Source organism: Ruegeria sp. BJ3, from assembly GCF_056535665.1.
The window spans coordinates 1,405,908-1,429,687 of the sequence record NZ_JBQFIT010000001.1; the positions used below are offsets into that span (position 1 = coordinate 1,405,908).

Below are 23,780 nucleotides of genomic sequence, written 5' to 3' on the forward strand. Positions count from 1 at the left end.
CGATGGGCGGGGTTGTTATCCCGGCGCAAGCCCGATGAAATTGATCGGGAAAAGGCAATTGGGGTCCGTCGGTGGCAATCAACACAGCTCCTCCGCGATTGGAAATCCGCAATCTGGTCTGCCGGTTCGGCGGGCGCACGGTGGTGGATGATGTCTCGCTGACCGTTCAGGCGGGCCAGGTGACCTGTCTGCTGGGCCCGTCGGGCTGCGGCAAATCCACTACGTTGCGGATGATTGCCGGCGTCGAAATGCAGGACTCGGGCGAAATCTACGTCGATGGCAAGCTGGTCTGTGACACGGTGTTCCGAGTCCCGCCGGAACGTCGCGAGATCGGACTGATGTTCCAGGATTTCGCTTTGTTTCCGCACCTCAGCGTGGCTGACAACGTAGCTTTTGGACTGAAGGGGGCCAAGGAGCAAAAGCGGGAACGTGTCGAAGAGTTGCTGAGAAAGGTCGACCTGATCCGCCATATCGACGGGTTTCCGCACCAGCTGTCAGGGGGTGAGCAGCAGCGGGTCGCGCTGGCCCGCGCGCTGGCTCCGCGTCCGCGGATTATGCTGATGGACGAGCCGTTCTCGGGCCTCGACAATCGTCTGCGCGACGGCATCCGTGACGAGACCCTGGCCATCCTCAAGGAAGAGGACGCCGCCGTGCTGCTGGTCACGCACGAGCCCGAAGAGGCGATGCGTATGGCTGACGAGATCGCACTGATGCGCCGCGGCAAGATCGTCCAGCAGGGTGCGCCCTACAATGTCTACACCCGACCCGTGGACAAGGCTGCCGTGGCATTTTTTAGTGATGTCAATGTGTTGCAGTCCCAGGTGAATGGAGCATTGGCGCAAACGCCATTTGGTCAATTCCTGGCGCCGGGTGTCCCCGATGGCACTGACGTCGAAATCGTTTTCCGCCCTCAGCATGTGCGGTTGGACTTTGATCGCAATGGCAAGGGACCGCTGCCGACGGCGACCGATGGCGTTGCGGCCCGCGGCGTGGTCGAGCGCGCTCGCTTTCTGGGCAACGAAAGCCTGATCGAGTTTCGGATGGACTATGACGGCTCGATCCTCAAGGCGACCGTCCCGAACGTGTTCGTGCCCAATCCGGGCCGGGTGATGTGGTTGACCATCCGGCGGGATCGCTGCTTCGTTTTTCCGGCCTAGACGCTGCAGCAGGTCGATTTCCCGGCGAGTGGTGCGCGAATGCCGCAGAATGCGCCGGGGCATCGCTTGCCGCATCCTTTGGGGCCGTCTATCAAGGGCGAAACGCGGGGGCACAGGCAGGCAATGCGCATACTTCTGACAAATGACGACGGGATCAACGCCCCGGGCCTGATCGCGCTCGAGGCGATTGCTGCGGATGTGGCCGGCCCGGATGGTGAGGTCTGGATCGTGGCTCCGGCTTTCGAACAGTCGGGGGTCGGGCATTGTATCAGCTATACCCATCCCATGATGGTCGCCAAACTGGGCGAGCGTCGTTTCGCGGCCGAAGGGTCGCCGGCCGACTGCGTTCTGGCCGGGCTGCATGACGTGATGAAGGTCGCGCGGCCTGATCTGGTTCTTTCTGGTGTGAACCGGGGCAACAATTCGGCCGAGAACACTTTGTATTCGGGCACGATCGGCGGGGCGATGGAGGCGGCGCTTCAGGGCATTCCGGCGATCGCCTTGTCGCAGTATTTTGGTCCGCGCAATCTTGGGCTGGACGACCCGTTCGAGGCCGCCACGCGGTTCGGTGCGGATCTGGTACGACGCATTCTTGAGGCCGATCCGCCCGCACAGGAAGACTACCGCCTGTTTTACAACGTAAATTTCCCTCCGGTGCCTGCCGATGAAGTTCTTGGCACACGCGTCGTGCGTCAGGGATTCCGACGAGACACGCATTTTGGGGTGGAACCGCACAGCTCGCCCTCGGGTCGCCGTTTCCTGTGGATCAAGGGGGGCTATCAGCACAACCCGACGGCTCCGGGAACGGATGCGGCGGCGAACCTGGACGGCTATATTTCGGTCACGCCGATGCGGGCCGACCTGACCGCCGATGATGCGCTGGAGGCATTGAAGACGATCGAATGACCGGACTGGACCCCGAAACAAAGATGCAGTTCCTGTTCGCCCTGCGGTCGCGCGGGGTGACGGATGCGCGTGTTCTTGACGCGATGGAGCAGATCGACCGCGGCAAGTTCGTGCGGGGCCTGTTCGCCGAGCGTGCCTACGAGGACACGCCACTGCCGATTGCATGCGGCCAGACGATCAGCCAGCCCTCGGTCGTAGGTCTGATGACGCAGGCGCTGCAGGTCACGCCGCGCGACAAGGTGCTCGAGGTGGGGACGGGTTCGGGGTATCAGGCTGCGGTGCTGTCCAAGCTGGCGCGGCGGGTCTACACCGTGGAACGCCACAAGCGTCTGGTACGCGAAACCGGAGAGCTGTTTCGAGAGTTGGGGCTGACGAATATCACGGCGATGCTGTCGGATGGATCTTTCGGGTTGCCCGAACAGGCTCCTTTTGACCGCATCATCGTCACCGCCGCGGCCGAGGACCCGCCGGGCCCGCTCTTGGCGCAGCTCAAAATCGGCGGTATCATGGTCTTGCCCGTTGGGCAGTCGGATGCGGTTCAGACCCTGATACGGGTCACCAGAACCGAGACCGCGCTGGAATATGACGAACTGTTGCCTGTTCGGTTCGTGCCCTTGCTGGAAGGGCTTGGAAAGGACGAGGCGTAACGTAGGTTTAGGAATTGGGCGCCAGAACCCCGGCAAACAGGGGCAGGTGTTGAGGACAGTGATATGAGAGCAGTTTCCAAGTCAGTCTTGGGTCGTGGAACAACGGCGATGGTGGCCGCGCTGGTGCTTGCCGGTTGCGAAGGCCCGCTGGATTACGACCTGCGCGGTCAGGTCGGCGGTTTTTCGACCACTCCGGCCGCACAATCAGCCACCACGAACCGGCCGGCGCCGGACAGCCGTGGCGTGATCACCTATCCGACATATCAGGTTGCCGTCGCGCAACGGGGTGACAACGTCGCCGCCGTGGCTGCGCGGGTCGGTCTGCCCGAGGCCGAGCTGGCCCGGTTCAACGGTCTCAAGCCCACCGACCAGCTGCGCGAGGGCGAAGTGCTGGCCTTGCCACGGTCCGTCGGCGCCGGAGCGGGGAATGTCGATATCGCCTCGATCGCCACGACCGCGATTGATCAGGCGCCGGACACGGGCGGCGTGCGGGTCACGAACCTTGAGCCGGCCAAACCGGCGCCCGTCACCTCGACGGACGAGCCGATCCGGCACAAGGTCAAGCGGGGTGAGACGGCTTATACCATTTCGCGCCTGTATCAGGTTCCGGTCGATGCGCTGGCTGAATGGAACGGTTTGGGTTCGGATTTTGCCGTGCGCGAAGGGCAGTTTCTGCTGATCCCCGTCAAAAATCAGGCTGCACCGCGCCAAGCTGCCGCCGCAGCGCCCACGGCGACCACCGAACCGGGGCAGGGATCGCCCACCCCGACGCCGCCCAGTGCAACGCAGCCGCTGCCGGACGAAAAAGTTGCGCCGTTGACGCCCGCTCCGGACGTGACGGCCGAGGCCCCGACGAATTCCAGCTCGTCAGCCTTGGCTCTGCCGGTAACCGGCAAGATCATTCGCCCGTATGCCAAGGGCAAGAACGAAGGGATCGACATCGCCGGATCGCCCGGTGCATCGGTCAAGGCGGCCGAAGCCGGTACCGTGGCGGCCATTACGGCGGATGCGGATCAGATCCCGATCATCGTCGTCAAGCACACCAACGATTTGCTGACGGTCTACGCGAATGTCGAGAACATCTCGGTCAAGAAAGGCGACCGGGTCAGCCGCGGCCAAAGCATTGCCAAGCTGCGCGGGGGTGAGAATGCCTATGTGCACTTTGAGGTGCGCAAAGGGTTCGAATCCGTCGACCCCGAAACCTATCTGCGCTGAGGCTCAGAGTGCGGTTCCAAGTAGCCTTGGGTGAAAAACGGGATCAGGCGGTCGGGTCGTAGTCGGCCAGCCGCTTTCCGGGCTCGTCGGCAAAGATCTCGGGCAGGGGCGTGACGCTTTCGATCAGGTCGATGCGGAACACGCGGAAGGCGTCGCGCAGCTCGCACCAAGCGGTCAGGGTCCAGACCCGTCCCCAGTATTCCATGTGCAGGGGGCGGATCGTGCGTTCGGTCAGGGTTCCGTCGATGCGCCGGTAGGTCAGCCGCAGTTTCTGGCGCGATTTGATGGCCGCCCGGATCGGCGCCATATGCGCCAGCCCGCGCGCGGCATCGGCAAAGGGATAGACGGCGAATTTCCAGGCATCCGCCTCGGCCACCACCTGGGTGGGCAGCACCGCGTCGATCTTGGCGGCCAGCGAGTCGGCGGCGGCCTTAAGGTCGGGGTCGGCGGCCTCGGCCACGATCGCCATCCCGAGGTTCAGGGCCTCAAGCTCGCCCGGGGTGAGGTTCAGCGGGGGCAGGGTGATCTGCTCGCGCACCATATAACCCACGCCGCGTTCGCCCTCGACCGGGACGCCCGACGCCACCAGCGTATCCATGTCGCGATAGATCGTACGGACCGACACTTCGAGCCGGTCCGCGATGTCCTGCGCGCGGTGCAGTTTGCCGTCGCGCAGGATCTGGATGATGTCGAACAGGCGGTCAGTGCGGCGCATGACACGCCGTCCGGACCGCGATCAGGCGGTCATGTTCCATAGCACTTTCTCGTGGCGCATCTGGATGCTGGCGGGGTCGATGGCCGCCATCAGACCGGCGGCAAAGTCCTGCTGCGGGAACTGCGCGGCGGCGTCCTGCGCGGCCGTCATGTCGGTCCAGATGACATAGTCGGTCCAGCGGCCATCCTCACCCTGGCTCAGCTGGCGGTGGGCAAAGCCCGGGGCCGCGCGCACGAAGGCCTCGGTCGTCTGGCTGAGCCTGACGAACGCTTCCGGCGTGGTGCCATCAGCGAGGGTGAAGGTGACGATTTCAGCAACATGGGTCATGTGAGTCTCCGTTGACCAGGTTTCGATGCCCTGTTCCTAGCCGCCTGCAACTGACATAAACCTGTCAGTTGGAAATTGCCAGCCCGCAAAAACCACCTGACCAGCGCGGATTTGAACGCGGATTTGACTTGCGTCACTTTTTTCGACGGCCCGGTGGGCGTAGACAGGCTTCCAGATCACATTCCCGGCGCAACGCGCCGACGTTGAAGGAGAAGAGACATGCTCAACAATATCGGCCTTCCCGGCCTGCTGCTGATCGCCGTCGTGGTGCTGGTGCTGTTTGGCCGCGGCAAGATCAGCTCGTTGATGGGTGAAGTGGGCAAGGGCATCACCGCATTCAAGAAAGGCGTCAAAGAAGGCGGCGAGGAGATCGAACAGGACGCGTCCGAACTGGCCAAGGATGTCACGCCCGAGTCCGACAAAGACAAGGTCTAATCGCCCATGTTTGATCTGGGCTGGACCGAGCTTCTGGTCATCGGCATCGTTGCCCTGATCGTCGTGGGGCCCAAGGACCTGCCGGTTCTGTTCCGCAATGTCGGACGGTTCGTCGGCAAGGCCCGCGGAATGGCGCGCGAGTTCTCAAGCGCCATGAACGAAGCGGCCGACCAGGCGGGCGTGAACGACATCAAGAAAGGTCTGGACGCGGCCACCAACCCGGTGGGCAGTGCGATGGACGGCGTCAAGCAGGCGGCCCAGGACATGGCCAAGAGCATGGACCCGACCAAGTTCGACCCCGACAGCGAAACCGGCAAACTGGCCGCTGAGCGGGCCGAGCAGGCGAAGAAGATCCAGGCCTCAACCGCCCGTGCCGCCGCCGAGCGCAAAGCGAAAGAAGCCGCCGAGGCCTTGGCCAAGGCCGAAGAGGCCGAAGCCGCGCTGAAAACCGAAGGCAAGACATGAGCAAGACCGACGAGATCGAAGATACCTCGGCCCCCCTGATCGAGCATCTGGCCGAGCTGCGCACGCGTCTGATCCACAGCGTCGTGGCCTTTTTGATCGGTATGATCATCTGTTTCACGGTTGCCACGCCGATCTTCAACTTTCTGACCCAGCCTCTGTGCGATGTTCTGTCCGAGCGCGGACAGGACTGCGACCTGATCTTCATTTCGCCGCAGGAGGGCTTCTTCGTGGCGATCAAGGTCTCGCTCTTGGGTGGGTTCATTCTGGCCTTTCCGTATATCGGTATGCAGATGTGGCGGTTCGTGGCGCCGGGGCTCTACAAGTCGGAAAAGAACGCCTTTCTGCCGTTCCTCGTGGCCTCACCTTTCATGTTCCTGTTGGGCGCCAGCTTTGCCTTTTACGTGGTCACGCCGCTGGCCTATGACTTCTTCCTTGGGTTCCAGCAATTCGGGGCCGAGGGTGAGGCCTTAGCGGATGGTGCCACTGCGCCGCTGAGCGTGGTTTTCCAGGGTTCGGCACAGGAATACCTGAACCTGACGATCAAGTTCATCGTGGCCTTTGGCCTGTGTTTCCAGCTGCCGGTTCTGTTGACCCTGATGGGCAAGGCCGGGCTGGTCAGCGCCGAAGGCTTGGGCGCGGTGCGCAAATATGCCGTGGTGGGCATTCTGGTTCTGGCCGCCATCGTGACCCCGCCGGACGTGATCACCCAGATCATCCTGTTCGTCGTGGTCTATGGCCTGTACGAGATCTCGATCTTCCTGGTGGCCCGGGTCGAGAGAAAGCGTGAAGAACAGCTGCGGGCCGAAGGCTACTATGACGATGAAGAAGCCGCCGATGATGCGATGATGGACGAGTTTGACGCAGAAGACGGCAAATAAACCCGAGCAGTAAATGGGGAAGGGCGTGCCTTGGCGGGTGCGCCCTTTCTTCATCCGGGTCTTGTTGGCGGCCCGTGAACGTGGTTGAAATCGGCCGCAAGACTTCGGAGGACCCATGGACGACCAAGCCCTGAACCGCATCGCCGACGCCTTGGAGCGCATGGCCCCTGCGCCGTTGGCCGCGCCCGATTTCTCGGCCGCGCCCGCCTTTGTCTGGCACATCGGGCCCGACCGGCTTGAGCCGGTGCACAATGTCAACCGCGTCGATCTGGATCTGCTGGTGGGCATCAACCGGTCGCGCGATACGCTGCTGGACAACACGCGCCGCTTCGCTGCCGGGTACAAGGCCAACAACGCGCTGTTGTGGGGTGCCCGCGGCATGGGCAAGTCCAGCTTGGTCAAGGCGGTGCATGGGACCCTTCAGCCCGAGTTTCCCGACCTGAAGCTGGTCGAACTTCAGCGCGAGGACATGGGCTCGGTCGCGCGGTTGCTGAACCACCTGCGCGCCGCACCTTACCGGTTCATCCTGTTCTGCGATGACCTGTCGTTCAGCCATGACGACCAGCACTACAAATCGCTGAAGGCCGTGCTGGGCGGCGGGATCGAGGGCCGGCCCGAAAACGTGGTGTTCTATGCCACGTCAAACCGCCGCCACCTGATGCCGCGTGACATGATCGAGAACGAGCGCTCGAGCGCGATCAACCCGTCCGAGGCGGTCGAGGAAAAGGTTTCGCTGTCCGACCGGTTCGGCCTGTGGCTGGGGTTCCACCCCTGCGATCAGGACGAATACCTTGCGATGATCGACCGGTATTGCGCGGCTTATGGCGTCAGCGTCGATGCCGACGTACTGCGGGCCGAGGCGATCGAATGGCAGGCCACGCGCGGCGCGCGTTCGGGCCGGGTGGCGTGGCAGTTCTTTGTCGATCTGGCGGGCCGGCAAGGCGTTCACATCGAATGAAAACGGCGCCCGCTTGGGGCGCCGCAACATCTTTCCGGTCGATCTGACCGAAAGGTCTCAGCCCAGCATGGCCAGCAGGCGCGCTGCCTCGTCCGAGGGACTGGCCAGCTTCGACCGGTCCTCACCCGGGAAGAAACGCGCGCGCAGGGCTGTGGCCATCGGCTCGGGCTGCAACACATGAACCTTCGGCCCGGTGCGCACGGTTTCGGCGGCCCAGCTGCGCGCCATGGCGATCTGCGCGGCCTTGGTTGCGCCATAGGTGGCGCAGAACTTCTCGCCCGCGCGGGGGTCATCAAAGAACACGGCCTTTCCAGCCTCACCTAGCAAGGGCGCGACATAGGGGATCAGCACCGAAGTTGCCGAGGCGTTCACGTCCACGGACTTTTGCCAATCCTTGGGGTCGATGAAATTTGCGGGCGTCAGCGGTGCGGTGTGGATGGCCGTATGCAGCCACAGATCCAGCTTGCCCCAGCGGTCATGGATGCCCCGGCAGAGCGTGGCCATGGCATTGGGGTCGGCGATGTCCATCGGCGCCAGGGTGGCCGCGCCCCCTTTGGCCTTGATGCGGTCATCCAGGTCTTCCAGCCCGCCGGTGGTGCGGGCAACGGCGACGATGTGATACTCGGGCGCCAGCGCCTCGGCCAGAGCGGCACCAAGGCCGCGCGACGCGCCGGTAACAAGTGCGATTTTGGTCTGATCGGTCATGCGCGGGGTTTGAACCCAAGCGCGCAGCCCGTCAAGCCCGGATCAGCTTCCGGGGATGGCGATGCGCTGGGTCCGGCCGCTTTGTCGCAGCATGATGCCGTCTTTGTCGATGGCCACGATCGTGCCCGAACCAAAACGGCTGCCGGTCTTGACCTCTTTCACCCGTCCAGACGATGAGCGCATCAGGGCGCGCATGTCGTTCTGCGGGCCAAAGACGCCCAAGACGGTCGTACCATTCTTGCTGAGCGCGCCCTTTTGGGTGGCCGCGCTGTCGACTCTGGGATTTGCCATGTAAACTGGCCGGCCCGGTGGCCCGGCCTCCGTGTGATTGCGTGAGTGAGCAGCCGGTTGGCTAGCAGAGCCAAAGGGGAAGGAAAAGCCGGTGCAGCAGGTTTCGGCCATGTTTCGCCACGCCGATCCGGCCCATGAAAAAAGGGGCCCTGCGGCCCCTTGGAGAAGTCTCTGAATTTCGGCCTTATTCGGCCGCCGGTTGCATCTTGAACCCTTGTTCAACCATGTCCGCCGGAGTGACAGGATACTCGCCCGAGAAGCATGCATCGCAGTATTGCGGGCAGTCCTTGCTGCGGCCCTGCGATTCGCCGACCGCCCGGTACAGCCCGTCCAGCGAGATGAACTTGAGGCTGTCGACCGCCAGATGCTTGGTCATTTCTTCCTCGGTCATGGTGGCGGCCAGCAGCTTTTCGCGCTGTGGCGTGTCCACGCCGTAGAAACAAGGCCAGGCCGTGGGCGGCGAGGCGATGCGGAAATGCACCTCTTTCGCTCCGGCATCCAAGATCATTTCCTTGATCTTGCGGCTGGTCGTACCGCGCACCACCGAGTCGTCAACCAGAATCACCCGCTTGCCCTCGATCAGGGCGCGGTTCACGTTCAGCTTGAGGCGTACGCCCATGTTGCGGATCTGTTCGGTGGGTTCGATGAAGGTGCGGCCCATGTATTGATTGCGGATGATCCCCATCGCATAGGGGATACCCGACTCCAGCGAGTACCCAATGGCCGCGGGCGTGCCGCTGTCGGGCACGGGGCAGACTAGATCCGCCTCGACCGGGCTTTCCTTGGCCAGCTCGCGTCCGATGGCTTCGCGTGTCTCATAGACCGAGCGTCCACCCAGAATCGAGTCTGGGCGCGAGAAGTAGACATGCTCGAAAATACAGAACTTGCTGGGTTGCCGGCGGAACGGGAAGTGGCTTTCAACGCCGTTCTGGGCATTGATCACCACCATTTCGCCGGGTTCGATCTCGCGCAGGAATTCGGCACCGATGATGTCCAGGGCACAAGTTTCCGAGGCCAGGCACCAGCCATCGCCGATTTTGCCCAATACCAGCGGGCGTACACCCAAAGGATCGCGGACGCCGATCAGCTTGGTGCGGGTCATGGCGACCACCGAGAAGGCCCCCTCGACCCGGCGCAGCGCGTCCTCCATCCGTTCGGGGATGTTGCGCTGTAGCGAGCGGGCCATCAGGTGGATGATGCATTCGCTGTCGGACGAACTCTGGAAGATCGAGCCGCGCTCGATCAGCTCGCGCCGCAGGGCGTTGGCGTTCGTGATGTTGCCATTGTGCGCAATCGCGGCGCCGCCCATCGAAAACTCGCCGAAGAATGGCTGTACGTCACGGATGGCGGTCTGGCCCTTGGACCCGGCCGTGGAATAGCGCACATGGCCGATCCCGATCGGCCCGGGCAGGCTTTCCATCACGTCGGACGAGGTGAAATTGTCGCGCACATAGCCAAATCGACGGGCCGAGTTGAAGCCGAGTTCGGGATCATGGGTGACGATCCCGCCGGCTTCCTGCCCGCGGTGCTGCAGGGCATGCAGACCAAGAGCAACGAAATTGGCGGCATCCTTGACGCCGACGACCCCGAAAATCCCGCATTCCTCGCGGAGCTTGTCATCATCGAACGGGTGGGCGGGGGGCATCTGCGGGCTATGCAAGACAGGCAGCTCCGATTCCATGGCGAGTTGGCCCTCACATAATGCCTAATGCCCCCCATGTCACCAAAGGATCATAATTCGTTTTGCCGCAGGCCGGGTTTCTGGTTTGATGGGGCCGCGAACATGAGTGTTTCCCGTGTTTTGAACGCGCTGCATGGTATGACGCCGGCAGCATTTGACCGAGGGCAAAACAGGTATGTGGCAGGGACGACCGAGCCAGAAAAAGGACGAGCACGTCAAACGCCGGTGCCATCGGTGCCGCGGAATGGGACGTGCACCTTGCCAGATATGCAATGGCAAGGGCGAAGTCCTGAAGGGTCGAGATCACTTGGGCAAGCCCCAGTTCAGCCGGTGCGACGGATGCTTTGGCCTGAAAACCAACCGCTGCTCGGTTTGTGGGGGCGAAGGGTTCGTCTGACCCTCTGACAAAAGAAAAGCCCGGCTGGCCGCCGGGCTGCTTCGTTTTACTTGGCTTAAAGCTGTTACTGGCCCTGAGAATCCGCTGTGCAGGATGCAACAAGCTCTTCGTACTGGGTGGTCACCCAACCCAGGGCGGCCTCGGGGTTCTGCTCTTCGATCCTGTCGCTGAACTGCTCGAATACCTTGGCCGAGCGGCTTTCATCGACGATCGTGTAGGACTGGCCGGTCATCACGGTGTCGTAGACAAAGAAGGCGATGGCAACCAGCAGAATGCCGCGGGCGATGCCGAAGAAGAACCCCAGCGCCTGATCCAGCCCACCCAGCGCCGAGCGCTGTACCAGGGACGAGAACAACGGGGTGAAGATGCTGACCACGATCAGCGCAATGGCAAACACCGCGGCAAAGCCCGTAATCACCGACAATTCGCAGCTGTCACGCAAGAAGTCTCCGACCACCGGGATTTCCTTGACCAGCGGCACGGCTTGCGGTGCAAAGATGAAGGCCAGAACTGCGGCGGCGACCCAACCTGCAATGGCCATGACCTCGCGCATGAAGCCGCGCGAATAGGCCAGAATCCCCGACAGCACGATGATCAGGGCAACGAGCCCGTCAATTATTGTAAAACCTTCCATGGCCCTCGCCTGTTCTTTTTGTGCCCCTCGAGGCGCGACTTTAACCTGCTCCGAAGGTTTCGCCAACAAACCCAACCAAATCAGAGGGTCGGGTGAGTGTCAGACCTGCCACAGTACCGGTTTTGCCGCCTGCCGGAGCAATTGCTGCTGTGAAACCAAGTTTTTGCGCTTCTTTCAACCTGTTTTCGGTCTGCGGCGCTGGTCTAAGTGCCCCGGATAGCGAGATTTCTCCGAAAACCACGGTGTCGGCGGGCAGGGCGGTGTCCTCGCGCGCGCTCAGCAGGGCGGCGGCCACGGCAAGGTCAGCTGCGGGCTCGCTGATCTTCAGGCCCCCGGCCACGTTCAGATAGACGTCGAGCCCGGCAAAGGGGATGCCGCAGCGCGCTTCGAGCACGGCGAGGATCATCGCAAGTCGTCCGCTGTCCCAGCCGACGACCGTGCGGCGGGGCTGTGAATGGGGCGAGGGCGCGACCAGCGCCTGCAGTTCGACCAGCACAGGCCGGGTGCCCTCGATGCCTGCGAAAACGGCCGAGCCGGGGCTGGGTGTGCCGCGTTCCGACAGAAACAGGGCCGAGGGGTTGGTGACCTGTGCCAGACCCTTGCCCGTCATCTCGAACACGCCGATCTCGTCGGCGGGGCCAAAGCGGTTCTTGACCGCGCGCAGGATGCGGAACTGGTGGCCGCGCTCGCCCTCGAAATAGAGGACGGTATCGACCATGTGTTCGACCACGCGGGGGCCGGCGATCTGGCCTTCCTTGGTGACATGGCCGACCATGATGATGGACACGCCGTGGCGCTTGGCAAAGCTGGTCAACTCGTGCGCGGCGGCGCGGACCTGACTGACTGATCCCGGCGCGCTGTCGACATTGTCCGCCCACATGGTCTGGATCGAGTCGATGATGGCAAGGCCGGGTTTCTCGGCCTCGAGCGTGGTGAGAATGTCGCGCAGGTTGGTCTCGGCCGCCAGTTGCACCGGCGCGTCCTCGAGCCCCAGGCGGCGCGCGCGCATGCGAACCTGGGCGCTGGCTTCCTCGCCCGAGACATAGATGGTTTTCAGGCCCGACCGGGCAAATCGCGCGGCGGCCTGCAACAGCAGGGTGGATTTGCCGATGCCCGGATCGCCGCCCACCAGCAGGGCCGAGGCAGGGACCAGCCCGCCGCCCAGGACACGGTCCAGTTCCTCGACGCCGCAGACTGTGCGGGGCGGCGGGGCCTCCTCGGTGGAGAGGTCCGTCAGGGTGACGGCCTGGCCCCGTTTGCCGCCCAGCGATTTCCTGGCCGGGCCTGCCGACAATGGGGCCTCTTGAACTATGGTGTTCCACTCGCCACAGCCGTCGCAGCGGCCGGACCAGCGGGATTGCGAGGCGCCACAGGCCGAGCAGATGAAAGTCGTCGTCTTTGCCATGGCGCAATTCGTGCCCGAGCTTGCGCGGTTCTTCAAGCCCTTCCGGTGTTCAATCCGGACTGACGGGCCGCGGCGTCAGGCCCGGGCGGGCCATCCTTCGCGGCGGGTGCTGGCGCACCTGGTGAGTGAGTGGCTATTCGGCGGCGCGGGGCGGGGGCATGGCGATGACGCTCGACGCGGTCGGGTCGCTGTCGTCCGGCGGTGTCTGCAACTGGGCGGAAAGCTCGGGCAAAAGCTCGAACAATTCTTCGCGCAGACGGGCCAATTGCGCCTTGGCGATGGATTCCTCGATCTCGATGTCGCGGGTCCACTGGCGCAATTCATGCTGTATGGTCTGGGCGTCTTCGATCCGTTGCTGGAACAGTTCGACCTCTTCCTGCCGCTGTTGCAGGAACGCCCGCGCTCGGGCGACTTTGGCCGCGCCGTAGGTCTCGGCCAGTTCGTGGCTGACCTGGCTCATCTGCGCGGCCAGTTCAAGGATCTCGGGCTCCAGCGATTGCAGGTCGGGGTGATCGCGCAGGAAGGCCATGCGTTCCTTGACCGCGTCAAACTCCGAGGCCAGCGCGAACACGCCGCTGCGGTCGGCCGCATGGGCGATCTGGTAGGCATCGACCACGTCCTGCATCTGCAGCGAGAACTTCCGATGCGCGTTTTCCAACGCCATCATGCGCGCGCTGGAGGGCAGATAGAAGGCGAGCATCAAAACCAGAGCGGTCAGGCCGATCTGGATGTAGATGCCTGCGTTCGGGATGTCCTGCCCGCCCAATCCAGCCTGCATCGTCAGCCAGGGCCAGACATTCACGGCGGCAAGCAGGGTGGCGGATACGGCAAACAGAGCGGCGGCGCAGATCAGGAAAAAAGTCAGTCGCAGGAATACGTTCTGGAAATGAATTGAAATCGAATGGAGGGCGGCCATGGCAGTCCTACTCCTTTGGAAACCGGCAAAACCGGGCCCGGGCGGAGTATCCATCAAACGTGCAAGACGGTCCGCGTCGGACCCCGAAACAAAAATGACTTGGCTGCTCGAATACTGGCCATCATAGCCAGAAATGCGTTTTCAATCAATCAGGTCCGGGGATTTCGTGAACCAAGTTTCACTTCGGTAACGTATCCCAGCGCGATCGAGGCAAGGATGCAGCCGGTGAACAGGTACAGGCCCCACGCTGTTTCGATCGTTGCGTATGAGATGCCCTTGGCCAAGGTAATGTAGAGTGCAATGAGGAAGATATCGGCCATGGCGAGCTTGCCCATGATGTTCAGCGCGGGTTGGACGCGCGGGTCCAGCAGGTCCCATTGGACCAGCGCGGTTCCGATGGTTTTGATGTACGGCGCAAACAGGGCAAAGACGGTGACGACCAGCGCGAGGAATATGTCGGATTTCCAGAGGGATTGGAGGCCGGTGATGACGCTGATCTCGCTGAGGCCGAAGATCGGCAGCAGGCCCGCGCGCATCAACGGGGCGAACCACGCGATGGGGTAGAGGATCAGCAGCGAGAGGGTGGCGAGGCGGAGGGTCATTATGCTTAAATCGTAGGGTTTATGGACGACGCTTTCTTCGACTGAATGATGTGATAACGTGTACAAGTGAAGTCATGTAAAGTCATTCGGCAAGGAGATAATTTCTATGCCCGCCTATTTGGCGTTCAAGTCGGTGGTTGATCCTTCCGATTGCGATTTCCTTGGGCACATGAATGTATCCAGGTATTTTGCAGCATGTTCAGATTCCGTTTTCGCCATGCAGGCCGAAATGGGCTTGACGGCAGACGATATGCGGAGCGGTAGGCGGCTTTCCTTCGCAGTGGTGAATATCAACAGCGACTTCCGGCAGGAACTTGGTTCAGGCGAAGCGATCCAAATGGAGAGCGAAATTCTGGAAATTGGAAAGAAATCCATGACTTTCCGCCACACGCTTAGAAAAGTAGCGGACGGTGAAACGGCTTTCATCGCTGTGTTTAAATGTGTTTTGCTGAACTTGGAAACACGCCGGGCTGAGGTGTTGCCCGGTGATGTTTCAGAAAAAGCGAAACTGTGGATGGATGTAGAATAGACCTACCGCACCGCCTCGATCGGTCCCTCGGCACTCCCACTGATGAACTGCTCGACGAAAGGATCACCCGAGGAATCCATCTGGCTGACCGGGCCGGTCCACTGGATCACCCCGTCATGCAGCATCGCCACGTTGTCAGCAATCGCGCGGACCGAGCTCATGTCGTGGGTGATGGTCATCGCGGTGGCGCCCATTTCGGTCACGATCTCGCGGATCAGGTCGTTGATGACGCCCGACATAATCGGGTCCAGGCCGGTGGTGGGTTCGTCGAAAAAGATGATCTCGGGCTCGGCGGCGATGGCGCGGGCCAGACCCACGCGTTTCTGCATGCCGCCCGACAGCTCGGAGGGATACAGATCTGCCACCTTGGCGCGCAGGCCCACGCGGCGCAGTTTCTCGATCGCGATTTCACGTGCCTCGTCCGTCGGTCGTTTCAGCGAGCCGCGCAGCAGGCGGAAGGCCACGTTCTGCCAGACGGGCAGCGAGTCAAACAGGGCCGCGCCTTGAAACAGCATACCGAACCTGGCCAGAAAGGCGTCTCGGTCGCCGGTCCGGGCGTCCTGCCCATCGACAAAAATCTTGCCGCTGTCGGGTTTGATCAGGCCAAGGATGCATTTCAGCGCCACGGATTTTCCGGTGCCCGAACCACCGATGATCACCATGGACGTGCCTTTGGCAATCTCGAGGTTCATGCCCCTGAGAACATGGTTGTCGCCGAAGGCCTTGTGTACGTTCTCCATTCGGATCATAGCGAGAAGAACACCCCCGTGAGAACGAAGTTGGCGGCAAGGATCAGGACTGCGGCGGCCTCGACCGAGCCCTTGGTTGCGCGGCCCACGCCTTGCGCGCCGCGTCCCGAATGCATGCCGAAATAGCAGCCCATGATCGCCGCGATCATCCCGAACGCCGCCCCTTTGACCAGCGAGGACAGGATGTCGAGCGGCTCGAGGAAATCGACCGTGTTTTTCAGATAGGCTGCCGGGTTGAAACCGAGGTTCTGTGTCGCCACCGCATAACCGCCTGCGATGCCGATGATGTCGCCCACGGCAACCAGAACAGGGACGGTGATCAATGCGGCCAGAACGCGCGGGGCCGCCAGGTATTTCATCGGGTGGGTCGACAGGGTGACCAGCGCGTCGATCTGCTCGGTCACCTTCATTGTGGCGATCTCGGCGGCGATCGACGAGGTGACGCGCGCGGCAATCATCAGGCCGACCATGACAGGACCCAACTCGCGGACCATGCCGATGGCGACGATCTGGGGCACCACGGCCTCGGCGTTGAAACGCGCGCCGCCGGCGTAGATCTGAAGCGCCAGCGCGCCGCCGGTGAATATGGTCGTCAGGCCTACGACCGGCAGCGACAGCCAGCCGATGTTCAGCAGAGCCATGCCCAGTTCACGCGGGTAGAACGGCGGTCGAAAGATGTGTGACAGAGCATCCAATGCAAACAGCGCCACGCGGCCGAACGCCGCCAGCAGGTTCAGGACCGCGCGGCCCAGTTCGCCAAGCCATGCGAGTGGGTTCATTCGACATAGCCCCGCGAATAGCGGCTGCCGAGTGAGGTCAGGATCTCGTACCCGATGGTGCCCGCGGCCTCGGCCAGGTCGTCCACCGTCTGGTGGCCGTTCAGAATGCGCAGACGTTCGGGCGTGTGCGGCAGGTCGGTCACGTCGACGGTGATCAGATCCATCGAGATGCGTCCGACGACGGGGCAGGGCAGGTCACCGGCGAAGGTGTCGATGCCGCCACCGATGGCGCGGTGCAGCCCGTCGGCATAACCCGCAGCCACGGTTGCGATCCGCGAGGGGCGCCGGGCTTTCCACGTGTTGCCGTAGCCGACGGTTTCTCCGATCGCCAGCTCGCGCACCTGTATCACCGGCAGATCGACGGTGACCACAGGTTTGGCGCCCGCAAAGGGCAAGCCGCCATACAGGCCGATGCCGGGCCGACAGAAATCAAAGTGGAATTCCGGCCCCAGCAGCAGGCCACCGGTGGCCGCCAACGAACGCGGAGCCGATACGCCATCGGTCATCTCGCGGAAGGTTTTCAGCTGTTGCCGGTTCATGGGATGGTCCGGTTCGTCCGAACAGGCCAGGTGCGACATGACCACGACAGGGTTCAGCGCCTCGGCCCGGCTGCGCAGAGCGGCCCAGTCGGAAGGCTCCAGCCCGAGGCGGTTCATGCCACTGTCCAACTGAATCCCGAACGGATGGACCGGTAGCGCCTGCAGGTGGCGTTGGAATTGCTCGGGCGAGTTGATCAGCGGCACAAGGTCGTGATCGCGCAACAGGTCGGCGTCGCCCTCCATATGGCCTGAAAAGACGCAGATCAGGGGGCCGGGGCCAATCGCTTGGCGGACGGCGGCTCCTTCCTCGGCAACGGCGACAAAGAACTTGCGGACGCCTTCTTCGGCCAGCGTGTTGGCCACAGGTCCGGCGCCCAGACCATAGGCGTCGGCCTTGACCACGGCGCCGGTCTCGACATCGGTTTTTGCGTCCAGCGCCCGCCAGTTACTGGCCAGCGCATGAAGGTTGATCGTCAAACGTGCAGTACTCATGACCCGTTCATGACATTGCGCCGCACGAGGTCAAGGGGGAATGCGCTGCAAACGCGCGTAAAGTCCTTGCCATGGGCGGCTTGTAGCCGGGTTGCGCAGGTCCGGGCGGGCTTGAACGCGGGCAAGACAGCCTGCCAGCATTGTCCGCCTATCCGGGCCAAAACCGTTGGCTGATCCAGATCGTTCATCCGGCGCATTGGGCCGCGGCACATGGATTCGGGCCTGATAGGCTTAGTAGCCTTCGATCTGGCTACCCTGCTGCCAGGGTTTGACAAGGTTGCCAAATCGGGTGAACTGCGCCTCGAAGGACAGCTCGACCGTGCCGATGGGGCCGTGGCGCTGCTTGCCGACGATGACCTCGGCCTTGCCGTGCAGGCGTTCCATGGCCTGCTTCCACTCTTCCATCTTCTCCAGCTCGTGATCTCCAGGCTTTTCGCGCTCTTTGTAGTACTCTTCGCGGAACACGAACATCACCACGTCGGCGTCCTGCTCGATCGAGCCGGATTCGCGTAGGTCGGACAGCTGCGGGCGCTTGTCGTCGCGGTTCTCGACCTGACGCGACAACTGCGACAGGGCGATGACGGGAATATTCAGCTCTTTCGCGATAGCCTTCATACCCATCGAGATCTCGGCGATCTCGTTCACGCGGTTGTCGGACATGCCTCGGCACAGCTGCAGATAGTCGATGACCAGCAGGTCCAGCCCATGCGTCCGCTTGAGCCGCCGCGCCCGGGCCGCCAGCTGGCTGATCGGCAGAGCCGGCGTGTCGTCGATGTAAAGCGGACAGGCTTCCAGCGCCTTGGCCGCATCGACGAAACGGCGGAACTCGTCCTCGGTCATGTCCCCTTGGCGGATCTTGTGGCTGGAGATCTCGGACGCCTCGGCCAGAACCCGTCCGGCCAGCTGCTCAGCGCTCATTTCCAGCGAGAAGAAACCGACGACGCCGCCGTCCACCGCACCCTCGGTGCCATCGGCGCGCTGACCCCGCTTATAGGCTTTGGCCACGTTGAACGCGATGTTGGTCGCCAGCGAGGTCTTACCCATCGACGGACGCCCGGCAAGGATGATCAGGTCCGACGGGTGCAACCCGCCCAGCTGTTTGTCCAGATCGGCCAGCCCGGTCGAAATCCCGGCCATGCCGCCGCCGCGCTGATAGGCCTCGTTGGTGACATTCACCGCCTCGGTCACAGCCTTGAGGAAAGATTTGAACCCCTGTTCGGTCTGGCCCTGTTCGGACAGCTTGTAGAGCTTCTGTTCGGCCTCGACGATCTGTTCCTTGGGTTCGCTGGCCACTTCGACCCGCGCGGCCTTGTCCGAGATGTCGCGGCCAAGCCGGATCAGTTCGCGCCGGATCGCCAGATCATAGATCATCTGGGCATAGTCATGCACGGCGAAGGCGCTGATCGAGGCCCCGGCCAGCTTGACCAGATAGGCCGGGCCGCCGAGTTCCTTCAAACCCTCGTCCTCGGCCATGAAGGATTTCAGAGTCACCGGCGATGCCAGCGCGTTCTTGGCGATGCGCGCGGCGGCGACCTCATAGATACGGGCATGGACCGGGTCATAGAAATGCTCGGGCCCGATGATCGAGGCGACCCGGTCATACAGGTCGTTGTTGGTCAGGATCGCACCCAGAAGCTGCTGTTCGGCCTCGATGGAATGCGGCATGGTCTCGGCGTTCTGAATCTGCGCCGCTGCCTGCTCGATACTGCTGATCTCGTTCATTGCTGCTCTCGCTGTCCCCATGGGACAAAGGTCATATCTCGGCCCCGTGAGTCGGGGCAAATTGTATGTTTTCTGGGGATATGCTGTGCATATCTTCCGCTCCTGCATCTTGCCGCAGGGACTGGTCATTCGTCAACATCTTGTGGATAGGCAGCAAGGCTGACGGCCAGTGTTTCCCGGCCGTCAACAATGGCCAGATAGTCAGCTCTTGTTGGCCTCCTGCCAGCCGCGCGGGTCGTTCAGGAAGGCTTCGACCCCGTCCAGCGTTTCCGCGTCAAAGGTGCCCTGCGCCTTGGCCTCGGCCAGAACGTCCCACCAGGTGCACAGGTGGTGCAACTGCACGCCATGATCGCCGAGCGTCTTTTCGGTTTCGGGGAAGATGCCATAGTAGAAGATCACCGCCGTATGCCCACAGGTGGCGCCCGTTTCGCGGATCGCGTCCACAAAGGACAGTTTCGAGCCGCCATCAGTGGTCAGGTCCTCGACCAGAAGCACGCGCTGGTCTTCGGTCATGACCCCTTCGATCCGGGCGTTGCGGCCATAGCCCTTGGGCTTTTTGCGCACATAGGTCATCGGCAGGGCCATGCGCTCGGCAACCATCGCGGCGAAGGGAATGCCCGCGGTTTCACCGCCGGCGATGTTGTCGAAGGCTTCGAAGCCGGCATTCCGCATGACGGTGACCGTCAGGAAGTCCATCAGGGTCGACCGGATGCGCGGGTACGAGATCAGCTTGCGGCAGTCGATATAGGTGGGGCTGGGCAGGCCACTGGCCAGCGTGAACGGCTCGCGCGCGTTGAAATGCACCGCCTTGATCTCCAGCAGCATCCGCGCGGTCAGGCGGGCGATTTCCGTGCTGTCGGGAAAGGAACTGGGGATCATGGCGGGACCTCGGTGCTGAAATGACGTTGCGGGCTGATAGCCTGCCGACCGGCCCGATGTCGAGAGGGGTTGGCCCAAAAGAAAAGCGGACCTCGCAAGAGGTCCGCTTGATGCCCGGATGGGCAGTCGAGCCAGCCAAGGTGGGCTTAGCTGCTCATGTCATAGGCCCGTTCGCCGTGGACCGACAGGTCGAGCCCGTTCGTCTCGGTCTCGGCGTCTACGCGAAGCGGGGTGACAAGCGCAACCACCTTGATCAGCACAAATGTGACAACTGACGTAAAGACACCCACGATCACCAGCCCGCCCAGCTGCGCGGTCCAGGCGCCCAGGCCGAAAACGGCGATCATGATGGTGCCGAAAATGCCGCCCACGCCATGCACGGCGAACACGTCCAGCGTATCGTCGATGTTCAGCACGTTGCGGACCACGTTTACCGCCTCTTGGCACAGGATGCCGGCGACCGCGCCGATGATCAGCGCCTGAACCGGATCGACATAGCCCGAGGCCGGCGTGATCGAGGCCAGACCCGCGATGGTTCCGGTGACCAGACCGACCAGCGAGGCCTTGCCGTACTTGATCCGCTCCCACAGCGCCCAGCTGAGCGATGCGGTGGCGGCCGAGATATGCGTGACCGTCAGCGCCATGGCCGCGCCGCCATCCGCGGCCAGCTGCGAGCCGCCGTTGAAGCCGAACCAGCCGACCCACAGCATCGCGGCCCCGATCATGACGTATCCGGGGTTGTGCGGCGGGGTGGTGCGGTTCCTGCGCGGCCCCAGGACCCACGCGATGATCAGAGCGGCCAGACCGGCGGTTTCGTGCACCACGATGCCACCGGCGAAATCGCGCACGCCGATTTCGCCCAGAATGCCGCCATCGGTCAGGATGCCGCCGCCCCAGATCCAATGAACCACCGGCGCATAGCACAGCAGCATCCAAAGGCCCGAGAAGACCAACACGAAGCCAAAGCCCACGCGCTCCACATAGGCGCCTACGATCAGAGCCGGAGTGATGATGGCAAAGGTCATCTGGAAGGCAAAGAACAGCACCTCGGGCAGGGTGCCTGACAGGCTGTCGGCATCGACGCCGTTCAGAAACGCCTTGCCCAGCCCGCCCCACAGGCCCGAACCGCCGTCACCGAAGGCGATCGAATACCCGGCGACCAGCCACAGGATGCTCATCAAGCAGGCGATCGCGAAACAGTGCATGAAAACGCTCAGCACGTTGCGGGCGCGCACCAGCCCGCCATAAAACAGGGCGAGGCCCGGCAAGGTCATGAACAAGACCAGCGCCGTCGCGACGATGATCCAGGCGGTATCGGCTCCGTTCATTGGGCCGTTCTCCTCTTTCCTGTAGCTGCGCCAAGGGGCGCGGTGTGAGTGACGTGCCGAGGGTTCAACCGAACGGCGGCCGAGGAAAAAAGAGGCAGGCTGTGAAAAAGGTGCCTGTTTTGGCGTCCTTTTTCCAAGTGGTGACAAAAAGTGCGCCTTGTCCGGGTGGGTGCCAAAAATTTAGGCGACTTCGGAAAGGCCGTTTTCCAGCAGCTTAAGCGCATGATCCCGCGCCGCGCGTCGGACATTGGCGCGGCCCGCGGCGCCGAACTCGACGGTTTCGGTCAGGGTGGGCTGGCCTGTGACGGCGAGGCCGAAACAAACCCGGCCCTCGGGTTTGAACTCGGACCCGCCGGGCCCCGCGATGCCGGTGATCGAGACCGCAAGCTGCGCCTGAGAATGCGCCAGCGCACCCTCGGCCATTTCGCGGGCGACCTCTTCGGAGACGGCCCCATGGGCCGCCAGCGTGTCGGCGCGCACGCCCAGTATGTCCTGCTTGGCGGCGTTGGAATAGGTGACGAAGCCTCGGTCAACCACGGCCGAACTGCCGGGAATGTCGGTCAGCGCGGCGGCAACCATGCCGCCCGTGCAGCTTTCGGCGGTGGCGATCATGACGTTCAGCGCCTTGGCGCGGTCGAGCAGTTCGGCGACGGTCATAGGCCCAGTACTCCATGTGCGATCCCGGCCAGGATCAGAACCCCCGCGGCGGCGAACGCGCCCGCGATCACGTCGTCCAGCATCACGCCCAAGGGGTCGCCGCGCCGGTCGGCCCAGCCGATGGGGCCGGGTTTGGTGATGTCGAACAAGCGGAACAGCAAAAACGCGGCGATCCAGCCCGGCCACAGGGCGGTGATCGCGATGTCATGCGCCCAGGCTGGATAGGACACGGCCCAGATGGCGATGAACTGGCCCGCGACCTCGTCGACGACGATCTCCGAAGGGTCGTGATCGTCCTGCCCGGCGGTCATGACACCTGTGGCCCAGGTGCCGGCCACAAAGACGGCGACGGTTGCGACGGCCAGCAGCGGGAAGCCACCCAGCAGGTGCAGCGCCAAGGCCAAAGGCAGTGCGGCCAGCGAGCCCCAGGTGCCGGGGGCAGGGCGCAGGTAACCGACCCCGCCCACGGTTCCGATCAGGCGCGCCAGGGTCATGGTTTCACCAGACAGGCGGTCGCGATAGCGGCGATGCCTTCCTTGCGCCCGGTAAAGCCCAGACGCTCGGACGTGGTGGCCTTGATCGACACGCGGTCGGCGTCCAGCCCCATGATTTCGCTCATTTTCTGCCGCATCGCCGCAGCGTGCGGGCCGATCTTGGGGTATTCGCAGACCAGCGTGCAGTCGACGTTCGAGATGCGAAAGCCCATGTGCGCGGCCAGATCCACCGCATGGCGCAGAAAGATCTCGCTGGCGGCGCCCTTCCATTGCGGGTCGGACGGGGGAAAGTGCTGGCCGATATCGCCCTGCGCCAGCGCGCCATAGATCGCGTCGGTGACGGCGTGCATGCCCACATCCGCGTCGGAATGGCCCTGCAGCCCCCGATCATGCGGGACCTCAACGCCGCACAGGATCACGTGATCGCCCGGCCCGAACCGGTGCACATCATATCCGTTGCCCAGCCTTACATCCATGTCTGACCTCAATATGCGTTCGGCCCGGGCAAAATCCTCGGGCCGTGTGATTTTCAGATTGTCCGCGTCGCCCGGCACGATGGCCACGTCAATCCCGGCGGCGCGGGCAACCTCGACATCATCGGCGGCCCCGCCGGGATGCGCCGCATGCGCGGACACGATGGCGTCATAGCGGAACCCCTGCGGCGTCTGCGCGGCAAACAGGCCCGCGCGATCTCGGGTGCCGGTTACCTGGTCGTTCTCTCCGGTCCACAGCGCATCGGTGACGGGCAGCCCCGGCGCCGCGGCGGCGTGGGTGTCGAGGGCCGCCAGCACGTCACCAATGACCCGCGCGCTGACACAGGGCCGAGCTACGTCATGAATCAGAACCTTGCTGACGCCGCGATCGGCCAGCGCCTGCAGCCCGTTGCGCACGGATTCGGCTCGGTCTGCGCCGCCGGGCGCAAGAATCAGGCCGCTGTCGGCGAAGTCCGCCCAAGCCTCGGGGTCATCGGGGGACAGGACCAGCACGACCAGTGGCACCTGCGCCCTGATCCGCTCGATCGTCCAGTCGGCCACACGCCGCTCGGCCAAGGGGCGCCACTGCTTGGGCTGGCCCCCTCCGGCGCGCAGGCCGCGCCCGGCGGCGACGATGATTGCGGCGGTTGTCATGTCTGAATTTCCGACCTTCGTTTGGCTTCCGTGTTTAGGCGGCGGTGAAAGCAGAGGCAATCACTCGCGGTAAGTCGATTAAAAATTAGGCACATGATGATTTTGCGGGCTTGTTGGTCGCGGATTTGTTGTTCATATGCCCCGGATTCGA

Annotated in this window: 27 protein-coding genes; 9 read left to right on the top strand and 18 right to left on the bottom strand. The window is 63.1% G+C overall.

What is annotated here, in order from left to right; translation table 11 throughout:
- Nucleotides 1-71 precede the first annotated feature (71 nt).
- The 4 genes from ACR3EL_RS07080 to ACR3EL_RS07095 all read left to right on the top strand — a co-directional run bounded on the left by ACR3EL_RS07080 (nt 72) and on the right by ACR3EL_RS07095 (nt 3,925).
- The gene (locus tag ACR3EL_RS07080) at nt 72-1,157 is read left to right on the top strand and encodes an ABC transporter ATP-binding protein (protein WP_170338320.1); all 1,086 of its coding nucleotides are present in this window, start codon (nt 72-74) and stop codon (nt 1,155-1,157) included.
- Nucleotides 1,158-1,280: 123 nt separating this feature from the next.
- Nucleotides 1,281-2,063, top strand: coding sequence for a 5'/3'-nucleotidase SurE (gene surE / locus ACR3EL_RS07085; RefSeq protein WP_170338322.1), 783 nt, complete (start codon nt 1,281-1,283; stop codon nt 2,061-2,063).
- Nucleotides 2,060-2,710, top strand: coding sequence for a protein-L-isoaspartate(D-aspartate) O-methyltransferase (locus ACR3EL_RS07090; protein WP_170338324.1), 651 nt, complete (start codon nt 2,060-2,062; stop codon nt 2,708-2,710). Before surE ends, ACR3EL_RS07090 begins: the two co-directional genes overlap by 4 nt.
- A gap of 63 nt (nt 2,711-2,773) precedes the next feature.
- Entirely contained in the window at nt 2,774-3,925 is a 1,152-nt protein-coding gene (locus ACR3EL_RS07095) for a M23 family metallopeptidase (RefSeq protein WP_170338325.1), read from the top strand.
- Between the two features lie 43 nt (nt 3,926-3,968).
- Here ACR3EL_RS07095 and ACR3EL_RS07100 read toward each other — a convergent pair whose 3' ends face one another.
- Nucleotides 3,969-4,640, bottom strand: a complete 672-nt coding sequence (locus ACR3EL_RS07100) for a helix-turn-helix transcriptional regulator (protein ID WP_170338327.1) — start codon at nt 4,638-4,640, stop codon at nt 3,969-3,971.
- Between the two features lie 21 nt (nt 4,641-4,661).
- The gene (locus tag ACR3EL_RS07105; RefSeq protein WP_170338329.1) at nt 4,662-4,967 is read right to left on the bottom strand and encodes a hypothetical protein; all 306 of its coding nucleotides are present in this window, start codon (nt 4,965-4,967) and stop codon (nt 4,662-4,664) included.
- A 219-nt stretch (nt 4,968-5,186) separates the two neighbouring features.
- On the opposite strand from ACR3EL_RS07105, the gene ACR3EL_RS07110 reads away from it, so the two are divergent.
- The 4 genes from ACR3EL_RS07110 (at nt 5,187) to ACR3EL_RS07125 (ending at nt 7,703) form a co-directional block, all read left to right on the top strand.
- Nucleotides 5,187-5,402 (top strand): twin-arginine translocase TatA/TatE family subunit, encoded by a 216-nt coding sequence (locus ACR3EL_RS07110; protein ID WP_170338331.1) that lies wholly within the window; start codon nt 5,187-5,189, stop codon nt 5,400-5,402.
- A 6-nt stretch (nt 5,403-5,408) separates the two neighbouring features.
- Nucleotides 5,409-5,867, top strand: coding sequence for a Sec-independent protein translocase protein TatB (gene tatB / locus ACR3EL_RS07115; RefSeq protein ID WP_170338333.1), 459 nt, complete (start codon nt 5,409-5,411; stop codon nt 5,865-5,867).
- Nucleotides 5,864-6,745 carry a twin-arginine translocase subunit TatC gene (gene tatC, locus ACR3EL_RS07120; protein ID WP_480720986.1) on the top strand — a complete coding sequence of 294 codons (882 nt, stop codon included), beginning with the start codon at nt 5,864-5,866 and terminating at the stop codon, nt 6,743-6,745. Before tatB ends, tatC begins: the two co-directional genes overlap by 4 nt.
- Before the next feature lie 115 nt (nt 6,746-6,860).
- Nucleotides 6,861-7,703, top strand: a complete 843-nt coding sequence (locus ACR3EL_RS07125) for an ATP-binding protein (RefSeq protein ID WP_480720988.1) — start codon at nt 6,861-6,863, stop codon at nt 7,701-7,703.
- A 57-nt stretch (nt 7,704-7,760) separates the two neighbouring features.
- On the opposite strand, the gene ACR3EL_RS07130 is transcribed toward ACR3EL_RS07125, so the two are convergent.
- From ACR3EL_RS07130 to ACR3EL_RS07160, 7 genes are all read right to left on the bottom strand, one after another.
- A complete protein-coding gene (locus tag ACR3EL_RS07130; protein WP_480720991.1) occupies nt 7,761-8,408 on the bottom strand; it encodes an SDR family NAD(P)-dependent oxidoreductase in 648 nt (215 codons plus the stop codon).
- Nucleotides 8,409-8,450: 42 nt separating this feature from the next.
- Entirely contained in the window at nt 8,451-8,699 is a 249-nt protein-coding gene (locus ACR3EL_RS07135) for a hypothetical protein (RefSeq protein WP_093962257.1), read from the bottom strand.
- A gap of 184 nt (nt 8,700-8,883) precedes the next feature.
- Nucleotides 8,884-10,344, bottom strand: a complete 1,461-nt coding sequence (gene purF / locus ACR3EL_RS07140) for an amidophosphoribosyltransferase (protein ID WP_093962976.1) — start codon at nt 10,342-10,344, stop codon at nt 8,884-8,886.
- Between the two features lie 497 nt (nt 10,345-10,841).
- Entirely contained in the window at nt 10,842-11,411 is a 570-nt protein-coding gene (locus tag ACR3EL_RS07145) for a CvpA family protein (RefSeq protein WP_093962256.1), read from the bottom strand.
- 40 nt (nt 11,412-11,451) lie between these two features.
- Nucleotides 11,452-12,816 (bottom strand): DNA repair protein RadA, encoded by a 1,365-nt coding sequence (radA, locus tag ACR3EL_RS07150; protein WP_170366113.1) that lies wholly within the window; start codon nt 12,814-12,816, stop codon nt 11,452-11,454.
- Between the two features lie 133 nt (nt 12,817-12,949).
- Nucleotides 12,950-13,732 (bottom strand): kinetochore Spc7 family protein, encoded by a 783-nt coding sequence (locus ACR3EL_RS07155; RefSeq protein WP_170338343.1) that lies wholly within the window; start codon nt 13,730-13,732, stop codon nt 12,950-12,952.
- Nucleotides 13,733-13,881: 149 nt separating this feature from the next.
- On the bottom strand, nt 13,882-14,334 hold the full coding sequence (locus ACR3EL_RS07160; RefSeq protein WP_170338345.1) for a paraquat-inducible protein A: 453 nt from the start codon (nt 14,332-14,334) through the stop codon (nt 13,882-13,884).
- A 106-nt stretch (nt 14,335-14,440) separates the two neighbouring features.
- Between ACR3EL_RS07160 and ACR3EL_RS07165 the strand changes: the two genes are divergently transcribed.
- Nucleotides 14,441-14,863 carry an acyl-CoA thioesterase gene (locus ACR3EL_RS07165; RefSeq protein WP_170338348.1) on the top strand — a complete coding sequence of 141 codons (423 nt, stop codon included), beginning with the start codon at nt 14,441-14,443 and terminating at the stop codon, nt 14,861-14,863.
- 2 nt (nt 14,864-14,865) lie between these two features.
- Here the strand turns inward: ACR3EL_RS07165 and ACR3EL_RS07170 are convergent, their stop codons facing one another.
- From ACR3EL_RS07170 to ACR3EL_RS07210, 9 genes are all read right to left on the bottom strand, one after another.
- On the bottom strand, nt 14,866-15,612 hold the full coding sequence (locus tag ACR3EL_RS07170; protein ID WP_170338350.1) for an ABC transporter ATP-binding protein: 747 nt from the start codon (nt 15,610-15,612) through the stop codon (nt 14,866-14,868).
- A complete protein-coding gene (locus tag ACR3EL_RS07175) occupies nt 15,609-16,391 on the bottom strand; it encodes an MlaE family ABC transporter permease (protein WP_170338351.1) in 783 nt (260 codons plus the stop codon). Before ACR3EL_RS07175 ends, ACR3EL_RS07170 begins: the two co-directional genes overlap by 4 nt.
- Nucleotides 16,388-17,422, bottom strand: coding sequence for an alanine racemase (gene alr / locus ACR3EL_RS07180; protein WP_170338353.1), 1,035 nt, complete (start codon nt 17,420-17,422; stop codon nt 16,388-16,390). The genes ACR3EL_RS07175 and alr overlap by 4 nt, the downstream gene beginning before the upstream one ends.
- A gap of 231 nt (nt 17,423-17,653) precedes the next feature.
- A complete protein-coding gene (locus ACR3EL_RS07185; protein ID WP_170338355.1) occupies nt 17,654-19,144 on the bottom strand; it encodes a replicative DNA helicase in 1,491 nt (496 codons plus the stop codon).
- A gap of 201 nt (nt 19,145-19,345) precedes the next feature.
- Nucleotides 19,346-20,023 (bottom strand): orotate phosphoribosyltransferase, encoded by a 678-nt coding sequence (locus tag ACR3EL_RS07190; protein ID WP_170338357.1) that lies wholly within the window; start codon nt 20,021-20,023, stop codon nt 19,346-19,348.
- Between the two features lie 146 nt (nt 20,024-20,169).
- Nucleotides 20,170-21,351 (bottom strand): ammonium transporter, encoded by a 1,182-nt coding sequence (locus ACR3EL_RS07195; protein ID WP_093962246.1) that lies wholly within the window; start codon nt 21,349-21,351, stop codon nt 20,170-20,172.
- A 180-nt stretch (nt 21,352-21,531) separates the two neighbouring features.
- Nucleotides 21,532-22,008: a CinA family protein gene (locus tag ACR3EL_RS07200; RefSeq protein WP_170338359.1), complete on the bottom strand. Its 477-nt coding sequence runs from the start codon at nt 22,006-22,008 to the stop codon at nt 21,532-21,534.
- Nucleotides 22,005-22,502: a phosphatidylglycerophosphatase A family protein gene (locus tag ACR3EL_RS07205; protein ID WP_170338361.1), complete on the bottom strand. Its 498-nt coding sequence runs from the start codon at nt 22,500-22,502 to the stop codon at nt 22,005-22,007. The genes ACR3EL_RS07200 and ACR3EL_RS07205 overlap by 4 nt, the downstream gene beginning before the upstream one ends.
- Nucleotides 22,499-23,629, bottom strand: a complete 1,131-nt coding sequence (locus ACR3EL_RS07210; protein WP_170368556.1) for a bifunctional 2-C-methyl-D-erythritol 4-phosphate cytidylyltransferase/2-C-methyl-D-erythritol 2,4-cyclodiphosphate synthase — start codon at nt 23,627-23,629, stop codon at nt 22,499-22,501. Before ACR3EL_RS07210 ends, ACR3EL_RS07205 begins: the two co-directional genes overlap by 4 nt.
- Between the last annotated feature and the right edge of the window lie 151 nt (nt 23,630-23,780).

What these genes read in the sequence shown, in the direction of transcription:
- surE (WP_170338322.1), top strand. Translation starts at nt 1,281, where the DNA reads ATGCGCATACTTCTGACAAATGACGACGGGATCAACGCCCCGGGCCTG.
- ACR3EL_RS07090 (WP_170338324.1), top strand. Translation starts at nt 2,060, where the DNA reads ATGACCGGACTGGACCCCGAAACAAAGATGCAGTTCCTGTTCGCCCTG.
- ACR3EL_RS07095 (WP_170338325.1), top strand. Translation starts at nt 2,774, where the DNA reads ATGAGAGCAGTTTCCAAGTCAGTCTTGGGTCGTGGAACAACGGCGATG.
- ACR3EL_RS07100 (WP_170338327.1), bottom strand. Translation starts at nt 4,640, where the DNA reads ATGCGCCGCACTGACCGCCTGTTCGACATCATCCAGATCCTGCGCGAC.
- ACR3EL_RS07105 (WP_170338329.1), bottom strand. Translation starts at nt 4,967, where the DNA reads ATGACCCATGTTGCTGAAATCGTCACCTTCACCCTCGCTGATGGCACC.
- ACR3EL_RS07110 (WP_170338331.1), top strand. Translation starts at nt 5,187, where the DNA reads ATGCTCAACAATATCGGCCTTCCCGGCCTGCTGCTGATCGCCGTCGTG.
- tatB (WP_170338333.1), top strand. Translation starts at nt 5,409, where the DNA reads ATGTTTGATCTGGGCTGGACCGAGCTTCTGGTCATCGGCATCGTTGCC.
- tatC (WP_480720986.1), top strand. Translation starts at nt 5,864, where the DNA reads ATGAGCAAGACCGACGAGATCGAAGATACCTCGGCCCCCCTGATCGAG.
- ACR3EL_RS07125 (WP_480720988.1), top strand. Translation starts at nt 6,861, where the DNA reads ATGGACGACCAAGCCCTGAACCGCATCGCCGACGCCTTGGAGCGCATG.
- ACR3EL_RS07130 (WP_480720991.1), bottom strand. Translation starts at nt 8,408, where the DNA reads ATGACCGATCAGACCAAAATCGCACTTGTTACCGGCGCGTCGCGCGGC.
- ACR3EL_RS07135 (WP_093962257.1), bottom strand. Translation starts at nt 8,699, where the DNA reads ATGGCAAATCCCAGAGTCGACAGCGCGGCCACCCAAAAGGGCGCGCTC.
- purF (WP_093962976.1), bottom strand. Translation starts at nt 10,344, where the DNA reads ATGCCCCCCGCCCACCCGTTCGATGATGACAAGCTCCGCGAGGAATGC.
- ACR3EL_RS07145 (WP_093962256.1), bottom strand. Translation starts at nt 11,411, where the DNA reads ATGGAAGGTTTTACAATAATTGACGGGCTCGTTGCCCTGATCATCGTG.
- radA (WP_170366113.1), bottom strand. Translation starts at nt 12,816, where the DNA reads ATGGCAAAGACGACGACTTTCATCTGCTCGGCCTGTGGCGCCTCGCAA.
- ACR3EL_RS07155 (WP_170338343.1), bottom strand. Translation starts at nt 13,732, where the DNA reads ATGGCCGCCCTCCATTCGATTTCAATTCATTTCCAGAACGTATTCCTG.
- ACR3EL_RS07160 (WP_170338345.1), bottom strand. Translation starts at nt 14,334, where the DNA reads ATGACCCTCCGCCTCGCCACCCTCTCGCTGCTGATCCTCTACCCCATC.
- ACR3EL_RS07165 (WP_170338348.1), top strand. Translation starts at nt 14,441, where the DNA reads ATGCCCGCCTATTTGGCGTTCAAGTCGGTGGTTGATCCTTCCGATTGC.
- ACR3EL_RS07170 (WP_170338350.1), bottom strand. Translation starts at nt 15,612, where the DNA reads ATGATCCGAATGGAGAACGTACACAAGGCCTTCGGCGACAACCATGTT.
- ACR3EL_RS07175 (WP_170338351.1), bottom strand. Translation starts at nt 16,391, where the DNA reads ATGAACCCACTCGCATGGCTTGGCGAACTGGGCCGCGCGGTCCTGAAC.
- alr (WP_170338353.1), bottom strand. Translation starts at nt 17,422, where the DNA reads ATGAGTACTGCACGTTTGACGATCAACCTTCATGCGCTGGCCAGTAAC.
- ACR3EL_RS07185 (WP_170338355.1), bottom strand. Translation starts at nt 19,144, where the DNA reads ATGAACGAGATCAGCAGTATCGAGCAGGCAGCGGCGCAGATTCAGAAC.
- ACR3EL_RS07190 (WP_170338357.1), bottom strand. Translation starts at nt 20,023, where the DNA reads ATGATCCCCAGTTCCTTTCCCGACAGCACGGAAATCGCCCGCCTGACC.
- ACR3EL_RS07195 (WP_093962246.1), bottom strand. Translation starts at nt 21,351, where the DNA reads ATGAACGGAGCCGATACCGCCTGGATCATCGTCGCGACGGCGCTGGTC.
- ACR3EL_RS07200 (WP_170338359.1), bottom strand. Translation starts at nt 22,008, where the DNA reads ATGACCGTCGCCGAACTGCTCGACCGCGCCAAGGCGCTGAACGTCATG.
- ACR3EL_RS07205 (WP_170338361.1), bottom strand. Translation starts at nt 22,502, where the DNA reads ATGACCCTGGCGCGCCTGATCGGAACCGTGGGCGGGGTCGGTTACCTG.
- ACR3EL_RS07210 (WP_170368556.1), bottom strand. Translation starts at nt 23,629, where the DNA reads ATGACAACCGCCGCAATCATCGTCGCCGCCGGGCGCGGCCTGCGCGCC.